This window comes from Rothia nasisuis, assembly GCF_928381405.1.
Lineage (GTDB): Bacteria > Actinomycetota > Actinomycetes > Actinomycetales > Micrococcaceae > Rothia > Rothia nasisuis.
The window spans coordinates 206,418-222,536 of sequence record NZ_CAKMSB010000003.1; the positions used below are offsets into that span (position 1 = coordinate 206,418).

At 60.0% G+C, this 16,119-nt stretch carries 13 protein-coding genes; 3 read left to right on the forward strand and 10 right to left on the reverse strand.

The genetic code is table 11. The features are described 5' to 3' along the window. Positions 1-9: 9 nt before the first annotated feature. The 7 genes from L6966_RS04085 to L6966_RS04115 form a co-directional block, all read right to left on the reverse strand. Entirely contained in the window at positions 10-1,353 is a 1,344-nt protein-coding gene (locus L6966_RS04085; protein WP_083091852.1) for an MFS transporter, read from the reverse strand. A 113-nt stretch (positions 1,354-1,466) separates the two neighbouring features. Then, positions 1,467-3,683 (reverse strand): acyltransferase family protein, encoded by a 2,217-nt coding sequence (locus tag L6966_RS04090; protein ID WP_083091851.1) that lies wholly within the window; start codon positions 3,681-3,683, stop codon positions 1,467-1,469. A 208-nt stretch (positions 3,684-3,891) separates the two neighbouring features. Beyond that, positions 3,892-5,181: a hypothetical protein gene (locus tag L6966_RS04095; protein ID WP_143539134.1), complete on the reverse strand. Its 1,290-nt coding sequence runs from the start codon at positions 5,179-5,181 to the stop codon at positions 3,892-3,894. Between the two features lie 50 nt (positions 5,182-5,231). Next, entirely contained in the window at positions 5,232-6,107 is an 876-nt protein-coding gene (locus L6966_RS04100) for a glycosyltransferase family 2 protein (RefSeq protein ID WP_083091849.1), read from the reverse strand. A 60-nt stretch (positions 6,108-6,167) separates the two neighbouring features. After that, positions 6,168-6,566 (reverse strand): DUF2304 domain-containing protein, encoded by a 399-nt coding sequence (locus L6966_RS04105; protein WP_237224417.1) that lies wholly within the window; start codon positions 6,564-6,566, stop codon positions 6,168-6,170. A gap of 3 nt (positions 6,567-6,569) precedes the next feature. After that, positions 6,570-7,313 carry a glycosyltransferase family 2 protein gene (locus L6966_RS04110; protein WP_083091847.1) on the reverse strand — a complete coding sequence of 248 codons (744 nt, stop codon included), beginning with the start codon at positions 7,311-7,313 and terminating at the stop codon, positions 6,570-6,572. Between the two features lie 148 nt (positions 7,314-7,461). Then, positions 7,462-9,495: a DUF6541 family protein gene (locus L6966_RS04115; protein WP_237232917.1), complete on the reverse strand. Its 2,034-nt coding sequence runs from the start codon at positions 9,493-9,495 to the stop codon at positions 7,462-7,464. 207 nt (positions 9,496-9,702) lie between these two features. On the opposite strand from L6966_RS04115, the gene L6966_RS04120 reads away from it, so the two are divergent. The 3 genes from L6966_RS04120 to L6966_RS04130 all read left to right on the forward strand — a co-directional run bounded on the left by L6966_RS04120 (position 9,703) and on the right by L6966_RS04130 (position 13,451). Beyond that, positions 9,703-11,370, forward strand: coding sequence for an alpha-keto acid decarboxylase family protein (locus L6966_RS04120; protein WP_237232918.1), 1,668 nt, complete (start codon positions 9,703-9,705; stop codon positions 11,368-11,370). Positions 11,371-11,633: 263 nt separating this feature from the next. Beyond that, the gene (locus L6966_RS04125) at positions 11,634-12,155 is read left to right on the forward strand and encodes a flavin reductase family protein (protein WP_083090913.1); all 522 of its coding nucleotides are present in this window, start codon (positions 11,634-11,636) and stop codon (positions 12,153-12,155) included. Positions 12,156-12,206: 51 nt separating this feature from the next. Next, positions 12,207-13,451 carry an acetylornithine deacetylase gene (locus L6966_RS04130; protein ID WP_237224859.1) on the forward strand — a complete coding sequence of 415 codons (1,245 nt, stop codon included), beginning with the start codon at positions 12,207-12,209 and terminating at the stop codon, positions 13,449-13,451. A 113-nt stretch (positions 13,452-13,564) separates the two neighbouring features. On the opposite strand, the gene L6966_RS04135 is transcribed toward L6966_RS04130, so the two are convergent. The 3 genes from L6966_RS04135 to L6966_RS04145 all read right to left on the reverse strand — a co-directional run bounded on the left by L6966_RS04135 (position 13,565) and on the right by L6966_RS04145 (position 16,053). Continuing rightward, positions 13,565-14,527, reverse strand: coding sequence for an MIP/aquaporin family protein (locus L6966_RS04135; RefSeq protein WP_083090915.1), 963 nt, complete (start codon positions 14,525-14,527; stop codon positions 13,565-13,567). A gap of 224 nt (positions 14,528-14,751) precedes the next feature. After that, on the reverse strand, positions 14,752-15,357 hold the full coding sequence (locus L6966_RS04140; RefSeq protein WP_083090916.1) for a VanZ family protein: 606 nt from the start codon (positions 15,355-15,357) through the stop codon (positions 14,752-14,754). A gap of 42 nt (positions 15,358-15,399) precedes the next feature. Continuing rightward, positions 15,400-16,053 (reverse strand): VanZ family protein, encoded by a 654-nt coding sequence (locus L6966_RS04145; protein WP_237224860.1) that lies wholly within the window; start codon positions 16,051-16,053, stop codon positions 15,400-15,402. Positions 16,054-16,119 lie beyond the last annotated feature (66 nt).

Below are 16,119 nucleotides of genomic sequence, written 5' to 3' on the forward strand. Positions count from 1 at the left end.
GCGCCTGGCCTAGGCGCTCTGCACCTGGCTTCCCTGTACCCTGTCAACCTCGGCCAGGGTGAGCTTGCCGGTCTCGCGAGCGGTCAGGGCTGCCAGGGTGGCTACACCGGCCATGGCCAGGGTGAAGGCGGCGGGTCCGACCCAGTTGCTGAGGTCGTCACCGGCGAGCGCGGTCGCAGTGGCAGGAGCAATACCGCCTGAGAGCGCGAAACCAATCTGGGTACCCAGGGCCAGGCCGGTCACGCGGACGGCGGTGGGGAACATCTCCGCGTAGAAGGCGGGCCAGATGCCGTTCGCCATGGAGTAGAAGGCCCCGTGCATGAGCACACCAAAGACAAAAACCAGCACCACGTTACCGGTTGTGATGGCGTGCAGGTAGGGGAACATGAGGCCGCCAGCAACCAGCGCGCCGGTAGCGAAGATGGGCTTGCGGCCTACGCGGTCAGCGAGGGCAGCCCAGAGCGGGATGGCGAGCAGGCTCAGCCCGTTGGAGGCGATGGGCACCCAGAGCATGACGCCGGAGTCAACCCCGTGGCCCTTGGTGGCAAAGGAGATGGAGAAGGTCGTGAAAACCATGTTGACGGTGTTGACCATGGCGCAGGCTGCTACGGTGATCACGCCGCGCTTGTGGCGGGTTAAGACCTGTCTGAGCGGGGTGGTGCGGCGGGTTGGGTCGATAACCTGCTGGGCTTGGGTTTCTACGAAGGAGGGGGCTTCTTCGAGGCGGCGGCGGATAATCCAGGCGGTGACAAGCACGAAGGCTGAGAGCCAGAAGGGAACGCGCCAGCCCCAGGCGAGTAGGTCTTCTTCAGGCAGGGCTGCAAAGGGGAGGAAGACGGCGGTAGCGAGAAGCGAGCCGAACTGGGTTCCGTGGAGAGTCCAGGAGGTGGTGAAGGCCCGCTGGTGGTCGTGGGCGTGCTCTAGAGACATGGAGATGGCCGAGGCCTGCTCGCCGGCGGCCGAGAGCCCCTGGAAGACGCGGCAGAGCACGAGGAGTATAGGGGCGAGTAGGCCTATCTCATCGTAGGTGGGGAGGCAGCCAATGGCGAAGGTAGCCCCGCCCATCATGAAGAGGGTGAGCATGAGCACGAAACGGCGGCCAAAGCGGTCGCCAAGCGGGCCCATGAGCATGGCACCGAAGGGGCGCACCACGTAGGCCACGCCCAGCACCATCATGGATTTGAGGAGGCCGGCGGCGTCCGAATCTTCGGGGAAGAAGATGCGGTTGAGCACGAGGGCGGCTGCGGTGCCGAAGACCGCGAAGTCGTAGTACTCAAGGGCTGAGCCGATCCAGGAGGCTAGCGCGGCCTTACGCGGCTTTTTCTGTGGGCTGGTGGGGGCGTGTGTGCTCATGGGGTGCCCTTCGGCTCTGGTGGGTATGTTCTTACCCTGAGCGTAAACGGGAGCGCTCCCGTCGGTCAAAGTTGAGGCGGGAACGTTCCGTATTGTGGCTAAAACGGCGCTAGCTAAGCACCCGGGGCGAATTCCTGGAGGGCTGGTTCGCTGGGCTCTGGGAGAGGCTCCTCAGCTGGCGGATTTGGATCCTCGAAAGTTTCCACGGAGATGTTGTTGAGTGCCGGATCCCACCCCTGTGAACGGAGCTGGTTCTCCAGCTCGGGTGAGAGGGTGGTGCCGTACGCTTTGGTGATGTGGTTGTCGTCAAGGTAGACGAAGACGTTGCCTTCAATAGGCCTGCATGTGCCGTTGGGGCAAATGGTGGAGGTCAGGTCTACGTTGTAGACACGGGGGTTGGATTCAAAGCGTGCCAGGGCGGGATTGACCGGGGCCAGCTTGGTGTCGAGCGGAGCGTTGCATTCAGAGAGACGACGCATGTTTTCCTGGCCACAGACGTACATGTTGTAGTCGTAGCGGGGGTTGTCACGCAGGGCGATGACGTTGATTCCGGCTTCAGTGAAACGCTCAACCACGGGGTCAAGTTCTGTGATGGGTACTTCGTTGGCGTCTACGGGGCTAGCTGCGGTAGACATCAGAAGGACGTTGGCGGGTTTCAGGTCGATGATTTCTTCGGTGACATGGCGGTTGAAGGAGGCGCAGTCCTCCCACCCTGAGGGCTGGGTGGGGAACTGGCACCCGCCCAGCAGGAAGGCCATCATGTTCTGCCCGTTAGCCTGGGCAATGGGCCGGTACATAGAGATAGCCTGCTCGGCGTGAGAGTCACCGACGACGACGGTGAGGGGGGCGTCCTCGTCTCCCCACCGGTCAGTGGTGCAGTACCCGGTGAGGGCCGGGTTGATGGTGGTGTTGTAGGAGGTGCAGGGCTCGGAGAGAGAATCGAACTGGGTAATAATATCGCCCTGGGGAATGGGCAGATCCCGGTAGCTGCTATTGGTTCCTGCTGCCAGAGCTCCTGGGTAGGCCTCGGTACCTGCGAGAAGGGCCAGTTCCTCGGCGCGGTCCTGCTGCTGGCGCACCCAGGCTTGCGCGGTGCTGACTCCCCCGCCAACGAGGGCCAAGCAGACCGCAATCACCGCTACGGGGCGCACCCAGCCGGAACCAGAACTCTTACGGGCACCTCCCCAGGGGGCCTTGGAACGGGTGGCCTGACGCAGGGCGTGCCTGTGGGGTTTTTTCTCCCAGGAACGTAGGGGTTTTTCAACCACAGTGTGTAGCACCCAGGCCACCGCAATGGAGGCCAGAATAATCAGTGAGCCGTCGAGCCAGCCCGCCTGTGGTTTTCGGGCGGCTGTGGTGTAGAGGATGAGAATAGGCCAGTGCACCAGGTAGAGGCAGTAAGAGATAGCACCCAGCTTCTGCAAGGGCTTAGTTGAGAGAAGACGGTCAGCACCGAAGGGGGAACCGGTCTGCCCAGCGGCGATCACGAAGGCACCTGACAGAAGAGGCCAGAGAGCCAGGTAGCCGGGGAAGGCCTGTTGGACCGGCAGGAGCCAGCCGCAGGTGACTAGGCCGATAATGCCCAGCCAGCCGAGCGGCACCCTAAGCACCTGAGGTACCCGCCAGACAAGCACAATCATGGCGAGCAGGGTGCCCGCAGCGAATTCCCAGAGGCGGGTTCGGGTGTCGAAGTAGGCGAAGGCCTGGTTGTTGGCCGTCTCGATGATGGAATAGGTCAGTGACGCAACGAAGAGCGACCCGAAGACAATCAGGGCAGTGGGTAGCACCCTCAGGCGCACGTAACTCACCAGAAGGGCCACGAGCATAAAGAGGAGCGGCCAGAGAATAAAAATCTGCCCCTGCATTGACAGCGACCAGAAGTGCTGGAAGGGGGTTTTTAGGGTGGCGTCCTGGGCGTAGTAGTCCACCGAGGTGAAGGCCAGCCGCCAGTTGAGCCAGTAGAAGAGGGCTGCCTTGGCGTCCTCAAGTAAGGAGGCCCAGCGAGAAGGGGCGACGATGAAATAGGCCGCGACGAGGGTTCCCACTAGGACGGTGGCGGCAGCGGGGAGCAGACGCTGGAAGACGTGCAGCCAGTAGCTCACAATCTTGAGTGGTTGACCTGCCTGAATTTTACGCAGTGACGAAAGAGAGAGCAGAAAGGCGGAGATGAAGAGGAAGACGTCTACGCCACCGGAGACACGGCCGAACCAGACGTGGTACATCACCACCAGTAGCACAGCGAGAGACCTCAGGCCCTGCACTTCGGGCCTGAATTTGGGTTGCTCGACAAAGCTGCCGAGGGGGGTGTGTCTGCGGCGTGGTTGTGTCATGTACTAGCTTCTTTGTATGCGGTAAATCACCTAGTGGCATGGTAGGTGCCACAGTCAGCGAGATAAAAGTGAAAAAATCCTACGCCGCCTCACGGCAGAATAGGATTCATTGCGGTTCATAAACCACCCTGTCTCGACTGGGAGAGCCAAGCCTGTTTACAGGGTGTCGAACTCAGGAAGTCTATCACAGTGGACTTACCGTGCCCGATTATGTCACAGACTCAGGTGTCTGCGCGGTAAACCGTCGCCCGGCGTAGAGCGCCCCCAGGTGCACGAGTGCCCCCGCCAGCGGCCCCAGATAAAGAGCGAGCAGAACACGGATTTCTAGGCTGGCGGGCACGAAGACAAGGAGGGTAGCAAGGGCCGCAGCGGTCACCCACCCGGCAGTATAGGCGCGGTGGCGGTTGGTGGCTAGGGTGGCTGCACCGGTCATCATGAGTATGGCCATAAAAGCTGAGGCGAAGGTGAGCGCCCCCAGGAAGGTGCCGGCCAGCAGGCCGTCATACTTATTGCCGAAGATGAGGGAGAAAAGCCAGGGGCCAAGCAGGTAGGCGAGCACACCGCCGAGCAGGCCCGCCCCCAGGAGGGCGAGCAGGGGGGTGCGCAGCGCCTGCAGGGGGCGGTGCTGTTGCTTCAGGAAGGCTGAAATTACCACACCCTGAAAGGATTGGAGCGGAATCATAATGGGTGAACGGGTCACGGTGATTGCAAAAACAACGGCGGCGAGCAGGCCCGCGCTGTTGCTCAGCTCCTCTTCTGACGAGGCAAACTGCAGCACCACCGGGAACCCGGTCACCAGCACGGCGTTGGCTGATGACGAGACCACCGCAAATCCCATTTTTTGGGCGAGAATACTAGCGGGAACGTCCGCTCGCTCGGTGGCAGTGGCGCGCCCGGCCTTGCCCACCAGCAGAATCACCCAGACCAGCACGGGCAGGGTAACAGCCAGGTAGAAGGGCATCAGATCAGCCAGCGTGAATGCAACGAGAGTAGCCAGGAGCAGGCGGGCAAGGGCGTCCCCGCCGGTGACGGTAGCGAGCAGGTACCAGCGGCGCGCACCTGAGGCGGCCCCCATCATGGCGCTCTGCCCCGAGTAGAGCACGGCGGCAAGTGCGACCAGGGTGAAGGCTTCCCAGGTGTTGGTGGTGAGCAGTTCAGGGCCTTCGGTAGCGCCGAGCACGAGCAGAAGTAGCGCGGCCCCCAGACCAAAGAGCAGGGCCACGGGCAGAACGCGCGCGCCAGGAGCCCCGGCACCGGTCACCGCAGCGCCCCGGTGGTAGTTTGCCGCGCCCACGCCGCGGGTGACCTCCTGCTGAATGCCGGTCAGTACACCGTACACGCCGAACAGCAAGCCCCAAAAGACCACAAATTCGTTAGCTGCAGTGGGGGTCAGGCTTCGGGCGGCCAGCACCGTCACCAGCAGGGCCGACCCGGCAGCTAAGAGCGAGCCAAGGAGCAGGGCTAACGACTCCTGACGGGTGATGGTAGGGTGATCCAAAGCTGGCCCCTGGGCGGCGCGCTCCACTGGCTCAGAACTCTCGGCAGGCACTAACGCACCACATGCCGAAGTAGCTTGGAGGCAGCTGACCAGTTCTTGGTCAGGCCAGCCTGAGGTAGCAGGGTTGCCGCGTGCAGACGCGACGATAGATGCAGGGCGGAGGTGCGGGCGGCCTTGGACCAGCCACGGGTCTCAGCACGCTCTTTCATCTCCTTGAAGAAGCGGCGCTCCTCTTCAAAGCGCATCCCGTCCACTGCGCCCGCCGACGAGAAGGAGGCGCTGTGGCGGCGATACATAAAGGCAAGCGTCTGGTCGTAGTAGAGAGAGCCGCCATCAAAGGCGATGTCAAGGAGTAGCCCCATATCGAGCACAATATCGTAGCCCTCGCGAAAACTGTGCTTCTTCAGGGCATCGGTGCGCCAGGCCAGCGAGGGAAAGTAGAGCCAGTTCCCGCGTAGCACGGTCATGACGAAGTCTTCACCAGAAATCAGGGTTGAGGACTTAGGCCGGTAGTGGGCCTTGGTTTTCTCGACCAGGGTGTTTGAAAGGGCATCGTTCTCGTCAATGACGACCACGCCGGGCTGCATAATGGTGGCCTCTGGCTGGGTAGCAGCGGTGCGCTCAACCCACTCCACGTAGTTGGGGAGGAGCACGTCATCGCACCCCATAATGACGGTAAGTTCATTTTCAGCCAGTTCCACACACCGTCGAAAGTTTTCGTTGAGTCCCACATTGTGCTCGTTGAGAATGTAGGTGATGCGGGGGTCGCCCAGCCCCGTGAGCCAGTGACCGATGGCGGGGTCCGGGTAACGGTCGTCAATGACGACCAGGCGCCAATCTTCACTAGTCTGCCTGAGTGCGGAGGCTACGGCATCCTTCATCTGCTGAACGTCGCCGTAGTAGGGAATCATGATATCGACCGTCATGCGGTTGCGTCCTTTCGACCTGGGCTGTTCAGCTGAGCGCCTGATCCTGGCGCCGGGTGTCTACTTACCTGATTCAGATTTTTCAGCGCGTTCGACTGCACGCTGATGCTGCTTGTTATCAGGCTGGTTTTGGACGGCCCGCAGAATAGCGACCTCTTCGGCCAGCACACGAACGTCCTCACCCATTTTAGAGAGGGCTGCGGTCAGGTGCAGACACACACCGATAAGCATGATGATAGCCAGGAGGAAGAGCAGGTTAACGGGCGACTCTATGCCGATGAGATCCGCGAAGAAGGAGAGCAGGCGGGGGAAGAGCACCAGCAGGATGATGATGGCTGAAACGATGAGCCACAGGGCTGCGTACTTTTCCTTCATGTTCTGGTTGCGCACCTGGGCAAGAACCAGCAGGACGATAACCGCCGCAAAGACCAAGAAGAAGATATATGCATTAGTTGACATATTTTATTGGCCCCCTACTGAGGTCTTGGAACGGGTCATCGACATACCGAAAGAGAAAAAGGAGCGAACCAGATATATCGCTGATTTCCAGGGGTTTGATGAGGGGGTGCCCGCCTGGCGTTCGCGCATCTCTACCGGGACCTGCTTCACGGTTAGGCCAGCGCGAATAGCCATGACGCAGGCATCGATGCAGTCACCCAAATATTCAGCGGGCAGATGCTCACAGTACTGGGCGATAGCGCGGCGGTTGGCGGCGCGGAAGCCACTCGTTGCGTCGGTGAACTTTTCACCAGAAATCTTGGTGAAGAGAAAGGCGAGGACGACCATGGCCCACTTGCGGGGGCCCCGCACCTTGTAGTTCGTTGCCTCAGCGAAGCGGGATCCAATTGAGATGTCGGTGCCGTCGTCTAGGCCTGCAAGAACGGTGCGGATGCCCTTGGGGTCGTGCTGACCATCGGCGTCCACCTGAATCGCACGGTCGTAGTTCATGCGGCGGGCGTACTTGTAGCCGGTGCGCAGAGCGCCACCAATCCCCATGTTGTAGGGGAGATCGATGACAAAAGCACCAGCTTCGCGGGCAATTTGAGAGGTGCGGTCAGTCGAACCGTCGTTGACAACGAGCAGGTCTATCTCTGGCATCATGCGGTAGAGCTCGGTGATAGTACCTCCGATAACCTCCTCCTCATTCCATGCTGGCATGATAATGAGAGTGCGCGGTTCATCAGCAGGGGTAGATGATGAGTTCATCGGCAAGAGTTCTCCTCAGAGGTCCATTCGCCCGCAGTCTCCTAGGCAAAGTTCACTACCCAGTCTAACAGCTGACAGGCGGGGGCGAGCGGCCCGGAGCTTGCCAGAGAGTGTGAGATAGCGCGAACCTCTCCACCCCTGTCAGAGACTAGGGGCAGGCAGTAATTTCATAGAGGACCGCATCACCCGAGCGGTAGACCTCGGTCAGCACGCCTGACTGAGGCAAATCTTCGTAGCCCCTATACCAGCCCACATGGTTACCGCCGTTTACTTCCTCGGTGCCGAAGTCCAGGTAGTAGTCAATGCTGTTCTGATCGGCAATCTGGCAGACTTGGCTATCGCGCAGGGCCTTATTCAGATTCTGCTGGATGTACCAGGTCTGCTCATCAGCAGCGTAGATGGTGTGATAGGCCGTGACCTTGCGGTCTGCTAGAGCGTAAGCCAGCGGCGCACCCGTAAAGGCCTGCACCGCGATTTCTGAATCTACGGGCACGAAGTCATCAAGAGCCTCAAGGACGTTACGTTCGTCCTCACTGAGCAGAGGTGAGTTGTCGGTGGGCTGGTAGGCGATATAGCTGGCCTCTACTTGATCTTCCAGGGGTTGAGCGGTCTGGCCCAAGACCCCCACCACAATGACACCCAGGGCGGCTAGGCCTGCTACCACCGTCTCGCGTGACACGCCGAGCGTGCCCGCCCAGTCACGAACGTCCAGCGCCTTCTCAGCCAACCAGTCAACAGCCAAAACCATGAGCGGAATCGCCACGATCGGTAGCAAGGCCGCCAGGCGGAAGGAATCGTGGTACCAGATACCCACCACAAAATACCGGTCGTCTTCCCAGGGCAGGGAGCGGGCAGCTACATAGAAGTAAGTGGCCACCACCCACGAGAAGAAAATCCAGAGGGGGGCACGGCGGGTGCGCACTAGGGCGTAGAGACCCACAACAAAGAGAACCAGAAGCAGCCACTGCACCCCCTGCCCCATGGTTCCTTGAACAAGAGATTCACCCATCGCCTGTGCCGGCGAGAGAACCGGCCCCCACATCTCACCGGCTTCTTCAGGCGGGCGCACCACCAGCCACAGAACATAGAGGGCACCCAACAGGGCCGCTACACCCAGGGTCGTAACGGCTACGTTCACGCGGGTTGCACCGCCCCCCATCAGAGCTTTCCACTGAATGAACAGACGGGCCATAAAGATAGGAGCCATCATCACCAGTGCAGACATCAGGGTGTTGGGGTGCGCCAGCGCCAGCGCAAGCCCGGCAGGAATGCCCAGCACCAGGGTCTGCACCGTCGCCAAACGACGCACCGCAACAGTGCGGAAAAGCTGGGCCACCAAAGCAAGCACAGGAGCGATCAGCGCAATACCCAGCAGGTTGGGGTAGAGCACGCCGAAGTCCAGCAGCAAAATGGGGTAGGCAGTAAACGATGCCGTGAGAGCACCAATGACCAGCACACCGGGGGCCCGCATAGCCAGTATCTGACGCATCATAAAGACCACACCCAGCGGCCACACAACAGAGCACACCAGCAAGGCCATAGTATTGGTCGCCACCGGTATATCAGCGCCAGACCCCGTAAAAATTAGCGACACCATGGCGTGCCAGGCACCGGGATAGAAGGTGGAGTCACCCTCAGCCGCAGTCATCGCGCCCAGCGTCATCGATGAGGCACTACCCGTATTTTCAATGTAACGCACCGCGTTCAAATGAAAATTGTTGTCCCAGGTCTGGGATATCCACTCCGGGCTACCCAGCGCGTTGGTCACATTGCGCATCAGCAAGGCAGCACCCACCAGGGTGCTCAACCAAAAAAGGGCCTGTTCCCGCGAGAACCAAGCGCCTTGCGCCACCTGACGTTCGGCTGAACGGCCGGTGCCAGCGTCCTGGCTGCGGTGCACACCGGGTGCATCCCAGAGACCGAGTTTGACCGCAGCAAAGCTCAAGCCGCCCAGTAGGCACGCCAGTAGCACTGCGGCCACTAAAGGCACCAGGGCACCCCACGTTATACCCAGGGCAGGCGCAGCAACCGCACCCACTATGGTGGCTCCCACCGATAGGGCAGGGGCCAGCGCAAAGGCATCAAAACCACGCACCCGCGCAGCCACAGCTATCAAAAGACCCGGAACGAACAGGTAGAACAAGCCCACCACAAAAGGCACCATAATATCGAACCAGGTCATTCTTCTCCTAGGGAGGCTGAGTTATGGGAATTTTGAAAACTATTCCCACCCAGTCTAGTAGTAAATATGTGAACCCCGCCGAATCTGCACCCTGAGCTAAGGCGCAGGCACTCTTAGACCAGCGGGGCGGCGTAGGTAGACCGATAAACTAAATATCGAATGATGCAAGTCACATAAACCCGATGTGTGTTTATTTCTGAGGAGTCAATGATGACCTATACCGTGGGCAATTATATTCTCGACCGTCTCGCCGAGCTTGGCGTTGACAAGATTTTCGGCGTGCCTGGCGATTTTAATCTCTTCTTCCTCGACGACGTGCTGGCCCACGAGAAGCTGGACTGGGTGGGTAACGCCAACGAACTCAACGCCGGTTATGCGGCTGACGGCTACGCGCGTGTCAGGGGCCTGGGTGCCCTGGTTACAACCTACGGCGTGGGCGAACTATCAGCCATTAACGCAACTGCGGGGTCCTACGCCGAGAACGTGCCAGTCATTCACATCGTCGGTGCCCCCTCCCTGGCTGCACAGAACTCCCACCTGCGGATGCATCACACCCTGGGTGACGGTGATTTCAAACACTTTATGCGCATGGCCTCTGAGGTCTCTATCGCGGCCGCAGCAATTCACCCGGCTACCGCAGCATCCGATATTGACCGCGTCATCCGTACCGCTGTTGTTCACCGCAAGCCCGGCTACCTAATGCTACCCGTGGATGTCTCCACCATGCCCACCCAGCCCCCGGCCCGCCCACTGGACGTCAACCGCCACGTCTCCTCCCCCGCCATTGAGTCCGACTTCAAGAGCGCCGCTACCGACTTTATGCGTAGCAAGAGGGTGACAGTGCTGGCTGACATCATGGCTGAGCGGCTTGGGGCTGTAGACGAGGTACGCACCCTGGTCACCGAGACCGGCTTTCCTTTTGCCTCCCTCATGTGGGGCAAGGCTGTACTTGACGAAACCGAACCCAACTTTGCGGGTATCTACGTTGGTGGTTTATCGGCAGAACATACCCGCGCTGCGGTCGAAGAAGCTGAGGTTCTGGTGTGTGCGGGCGTTGAATTTACTGATACCACAACCGGCATATATTCACATCAGATAGACTTTTCGAGGGTTATTAATATTGGTGCCGAGAGCACCAGCATCGCCGGCCGCCACTATGCTCCGCTGACCATGGCCAGCGCCCTGCGCATCCTCAAAGAGGTCTCCCTGGAGCTGGGTCTTGAGGGCACTCCCTTTGAAACTCCCACCGCCGAAGAGCCCCTCCCCGAGATTACCGATGAGGCCCTGACCCAGGATGTGCTGTGGCGGGTACTCTCATCAAACCTGGATGAGAAGAATACCGTGGTGGTCGATATGGGCACCTCCTTCTTCGGTATGGCGACCCGTAAGTTTCCGCGTGATTCTCGGTTTATCGGAATGCCTCTGTGGGGTTCTATTGGTTACTCCATCCCGGCCCTACTGGGGGCTGCTATGGCCGATACCGATTCCCGTGGCGTGCTTATGGTGGGCGACGGCTCGGCCCAACTCACCATTCAGGAGCTTGGAACCATCATCCGCGAGAGTGTGAACCCGGTGGTCTTCTTAATTAACAATGATGGCTACACCATCGAGCGGTCGATTCACGGTGTAGAAGCTGAGTACAACGACATCACCGCCTATGACTGGTCGAAGATCCCGGCGGCCTTCGGCGGCACCGAGCAGAACACGGTGACCCTGCGTGCTGCTACGGTTCGTGAGTTCGACGAGGCCTGCCGCCTTGCCAAGGAAAACCGTGACAAGCTGGTCTTTGTTGAGGTGGTAACCGCCCCCATGGATATGCCCGAGCTACTTGAAAGGTTCGGCGCCCAGGCCGCCCAGCTTAACAAAAAGAAGTAGCAGAGGCAGGGCAGCGACCTCCTCGGCCAGGGAAAATTTAGGCTCTTGCGCTCCTAACTACGGGGAATAGCCCCGTAGTTAGGAGCGCAAGGCCCTAAGCCTTTGCGCATGCGCAAAGAACCCGGCATGAACGTAACAGAGTCACAGTTCTTCGCAAAGAGGCAACATATGAGACAGCACTAGTTTCGTTCCCCTCAAGCTCCTAGGCTAAGACCAGGCGCAGATGCGCTGACTCCCCAAGCAGCCGCACAAAGGAACAAGAGATGACCACCCAGATTGACATCAGCGAAAAGACAGCTACCGAACTCTTCTGCGAGGCTTTTGGCGCACAAGCAGCGGGCGTTGCTATCATCACCGCAGAAGGCTCCGATGGGCTGCCGGGTGGCCTGACTATCTCGTCCCTGTCATCGGTTTCCGCAGAGCCCCCCATCGTCTCCTTCTCTTTCAAGGACCGCACCGGCTCCGCTGCCCGTATCATCGGTGCCGATTCCTTCCTCATTCACCTGATAGGCGCCGATAACATCGAGGTCGCCAAGCGCTTTTCGGTTAGCAAGGCCGATAAGTTTGGTGATACCTCCACCTGGGACCGCCTGCCCACCGGTGAGCCCCTGTTGCACGGGGTGAGCCGGGTGTTGCGCGTCCGTCCGCTGGGAACACTCGATGCTGGCCCCGCCGTGGTCTTTACCGCTGAGGTCACCGACTTCATCCGCCACGACGCTAACGCCGCCCCCACCGTCTACCACGCCCGCCGCTTCCACGGCCTGGGTGACCACTCAGCCCTGTAATCTAGCCGCCCTGGCGGGCCCAGCCCCGGCCGCTGGTTTTAGACTGGTGCTATGACACTGCCTAACACCCCGCTCCCTACATCTCTCCCCTGGATTAAAAAGCTAATTGCCGCGCAGTCCATCAGCCAAACTAGCAACCGCCCCGTGCTCGATCTGCTGGCGGCCGAGTTTGAGACTCACGGTCTGTCCCCGCACTATACCTATAGCGAGGACGGCGAGCGCGCCAATCTCTTCGTGACCGTACCCGCCGCAGATGGTGGTACGGACGGCGGTGTGGTGCTGTCTGGGCATACGGACGTGGTGCCGGTTGAGGGCCAGGCCTGGACTGTGACTGACCCTTTCACCCCCCGTGTCCTTGACGGTAGGCTCTACGGGCGCGGATCGTCGGATATGAAGTCTTTTATTGGTGTGGCTATGTGGCTGTTGCCGCGCATTGCCCAGGCTAAGCTGGCGCGGCCGCTGCACTTCGCTTTTTCCTACGACGAGGAAATCGGCTGCGTGGGTGCCCCCACCATGATTCGTGACTTCAAGGCTCGCGGTATCAACCCCGACTTTGCGGTGATTGGTGAGCCGTCCATGATGCAGGTGATTTCGGCCCACAAGGGAGCACACCGGGGCCGTGTTACGCTAACGGGGATCGCCAAGCACGCCTCTCTGGCTCCGCACGGGGTGAACGCGCTGGCGCAGGCGGCTGAGTTTATTACTTTCTTTGAGCAGCTGGCGGGAACCTGGCGGGCGTCTGGCCCCTTTGATGAGGGTTTTGTGGTGCCTCATTCCACCGGCGGGGTGAATTTTGCCCGCGGTGGTATTCAGTACAACATCGTGGGTGAGCAGGTAGTACTGGAGTATGACTTCCGCACCGTGCCCCAGATGACCACCGAAGAGGTCATCGCTCAGGTTGAAGCCAAAATTAGTACTGATCTGTTGCCTGCCCTTAAGGCACGCGCGGCGGACGCCGAGGCTCTGACTGGCGTAGCCCCCGGCGAGCTGGTGGACGCTGTGGGTATAAGCCACGAGCTACTGGCAGCTGTGCCACCGCTGGGTACGGCCGATGATGCTGAGATTATTACCCTGGCGAATGAGTGGGCAGGACGCCCCGGCTCGACGCAGGCACAGAAGGTTACCTACGGTACAGAGGCAGGTCAGTTCGCCCTTTACGGTGGCGTTCAGGCGGTAGTGTGCGGCCCCGGTGATATTGCTCAGGCGCATACGCCCAATGAGTGGATTGAGCTGGGTCAGATTGAGGCCTGCGAGCGCTTTATGCTGAACGTGCTGGACTGGGCTCGCAGCGGGTAGGGAGCGGTAAGCCCGGTATAGCACCCCTGGGCGCTCAGCGGTGCAGGTTTCTTGGGCTGTGTGCAGAGAAAAACCTGCACACAGCCCAAGAAGTCTGCACAGTGCTTAGTGGGCTACTCCCAGAAAGCTTTCTTCCGCACGACCGGAATCTTGCCAGTAGGCACGTAGGTGGCGGCGGCAGAAGCTGCGGTGGCGGCGGTGTCTTCGGTTTGGGGGAGCACCTCGGCTGATTTGGAGCGGTACATGTGCGTATTGGCCCAGAGACCGAAGCCTAGAACCGCAAGGACGAGCAGGGTTGAGATACCTTGAAAGACGGAGAGCTGGCCGTCGTAGTAGAGCTTGAAGAAGGAGCCGCCCATCATGCCGCCGGCGATGGGGGCTGTCACCGGCACCCAGGCGTAGTACCAGCGGGAGGTTCCCTTACCGTGAATAGGTAGCAGGGCGTGCATGAGACGGGGCCCAAAGTCGCGGGCCGGGTTGAGGGCAAAACCGGTCTGCCCACCCAGGCCAATCACCAGCACCGTTACCAGGAAGCCGAAGGCCAGGGGTTTGAGCACATGATTGAGGTCGAGGGCCAGTTCAGATCCTTCTAGCACCGGGGTGAAGTTGACGCCTACATAGAGGGCAGAGAAAACCAGCATGAAGGTGCCGATAATTTCTGAGAGGGCGTTGGTGAAATAGTTATGAATGGCGGGCACAGTCGCAAAAACACCGAGCTTGATTTTGCGGTCGGCGGTGGCCTTCCAGTGGGGTAGGTAGTTGAGGAAGACGAATCCTGCCCCCACCATAGCGCCCGCCACTTGGGCGAGAATGTAGCCGGGCACCATGGCCCAGTCGAACTCCCCGTAGGCTGCCAGGCCGATAGATACGGCGGGGTTGAGGTGGCCGCCGGAGTAGGCGTGGGAGGCGTAGACACCGAAGGTGACGGCAAAACCCCAGCCGAAGGCGATGGTGAAGAAGTTGTCGCCGTGGCCCTTGGAACGGCGCAGTTCGACGGTGGCGATGACGCCGCAGCCGATGGTCACCATAATCATGGTGCCGAGGAATTCGGCCAGGTAGGGGCTGATGGTGTTCATGTGTTTCTCCGCGGGTCGGAGGCTGATGTTCCGGCACATGCGCCAGGCCGCTCAGCCTTCGTGTTCACTTGGTTTTAAGTGTGAACCTGTGGTTTTCGCGGGGCAAGGCTTTGGGGTAAAAGTGCCCTAACACTTAAGCGGTTTTACAGCAGACCGGGCGGCCCCTATGACCAAGCCCTCAAAGCAGGTTCCCGCATAGCAAGACGCCCCTGACGGGCTACACGTCACCGCAAGTGGTCTGGCAGGGTCTGGCGGTGTTGCCAGCCAGCCACCAGTGCCCAACCCAACACCGCACCCAGAGTGTTATTAAAGAGATCTTCGGCATCAAAGGTGCGAATGGCACAACCGTAGTAACCCCAGATACCGGTCAGCTGGGTCAATTCAATAGCCAGTGAGGTACCAAAGGCCGCAAAAAGCACAGTGCGAAAACTAACGCCCCAACGCCAGCGAGCGAGAATTCCAAAGGGCACAAAGAGTAGCGCATTGAGTAGCATTTGCAGCACATAGGCCGAGAAAAGCGCGTCAACTAACCCGTTGCTCGTCCTCAGGGCAAAGCTGATGCTCCACCCCAGAAAGAGGCGGGGGTAGGTGTTGTTCCAGCTACTACAGGACCAGGTGTCGCGATCAGGTAGGGGTAGAAAGGTGTAGGCAATTACTGCGGTGGCGTAGAGCAACAGCACACCGGTGGCCGCGATACGGCGGAGCAGGCGGCCTGCTGGCAGGCTACGGCTAAACCACCAGGTTACAGGGACCACAAAAACCATGAGCGCAAGCCAGAGGGGGAGGGCCTGCTGGAGTACGGTGAGGGAGAAGTGATAGTAGTACCGCATGTGCCTTAGGGTGGTGGTCTGTTGGGTCTCCAGTTTACCGGGCTAGTGAGCTTCTTCGGCAGGGTCGTCTTCTGCTGAGCTACGAGGGCGGGCACCGGAGCCCCAGGGCAGGGGCTTTTCGTCACGGGGGCGCAGGGCAATCCAGACGAGGGCGATGGTTGCACCGATGAGGCCGCCTAGGGTGTTAGTGATGAGATCATCGACGTCGAAGATACGGTAGGCGCAGGGATAGTAGCCCCAGAGGCCGGTGAGCTGGGTGAGTTCGATGGCGAACGAGACGCTGAAGGCGATGAGGGTTGAGGTGAACAGTCCCCGTTTGAAGACGGCTCGAGCCAGAAAGCCCAGGGGTACAAAGAGCAGGATGTTGAAGAAGATTTGGAGAAAGGAGTCACTGGTAAGAAACTGGGTGAGCGTGTAGCCTTCGGTGGTCTGCATGAGTGAGACGACGCTGTGGAAGGGTGTGGTGCGCACCGGATTGCTACTGCACACAAAGTCTTCTGGAGCTTGGAGCGGTAGCATGGTGAAGGAGATGACGCCCGTGGTGTAGATGGTGAGGGTGGCGCAGACCAGGAGCCAGTAGCTGCGTAGGCGGTTGCGGAAGATGAGCTGGGCTACTCCGAGTAGGGGGACGGTGACGGCACAGAGCCAGAGGCCCCAGACCATTCCGGTGTAGCCATAGTCTGCCCAGATGCTCATGTTTCTCCTGCGGTTTTTCTACTTGCTCCAAGACTGTCATGGCTTCTTAAGTGCACCTCTAGGGTG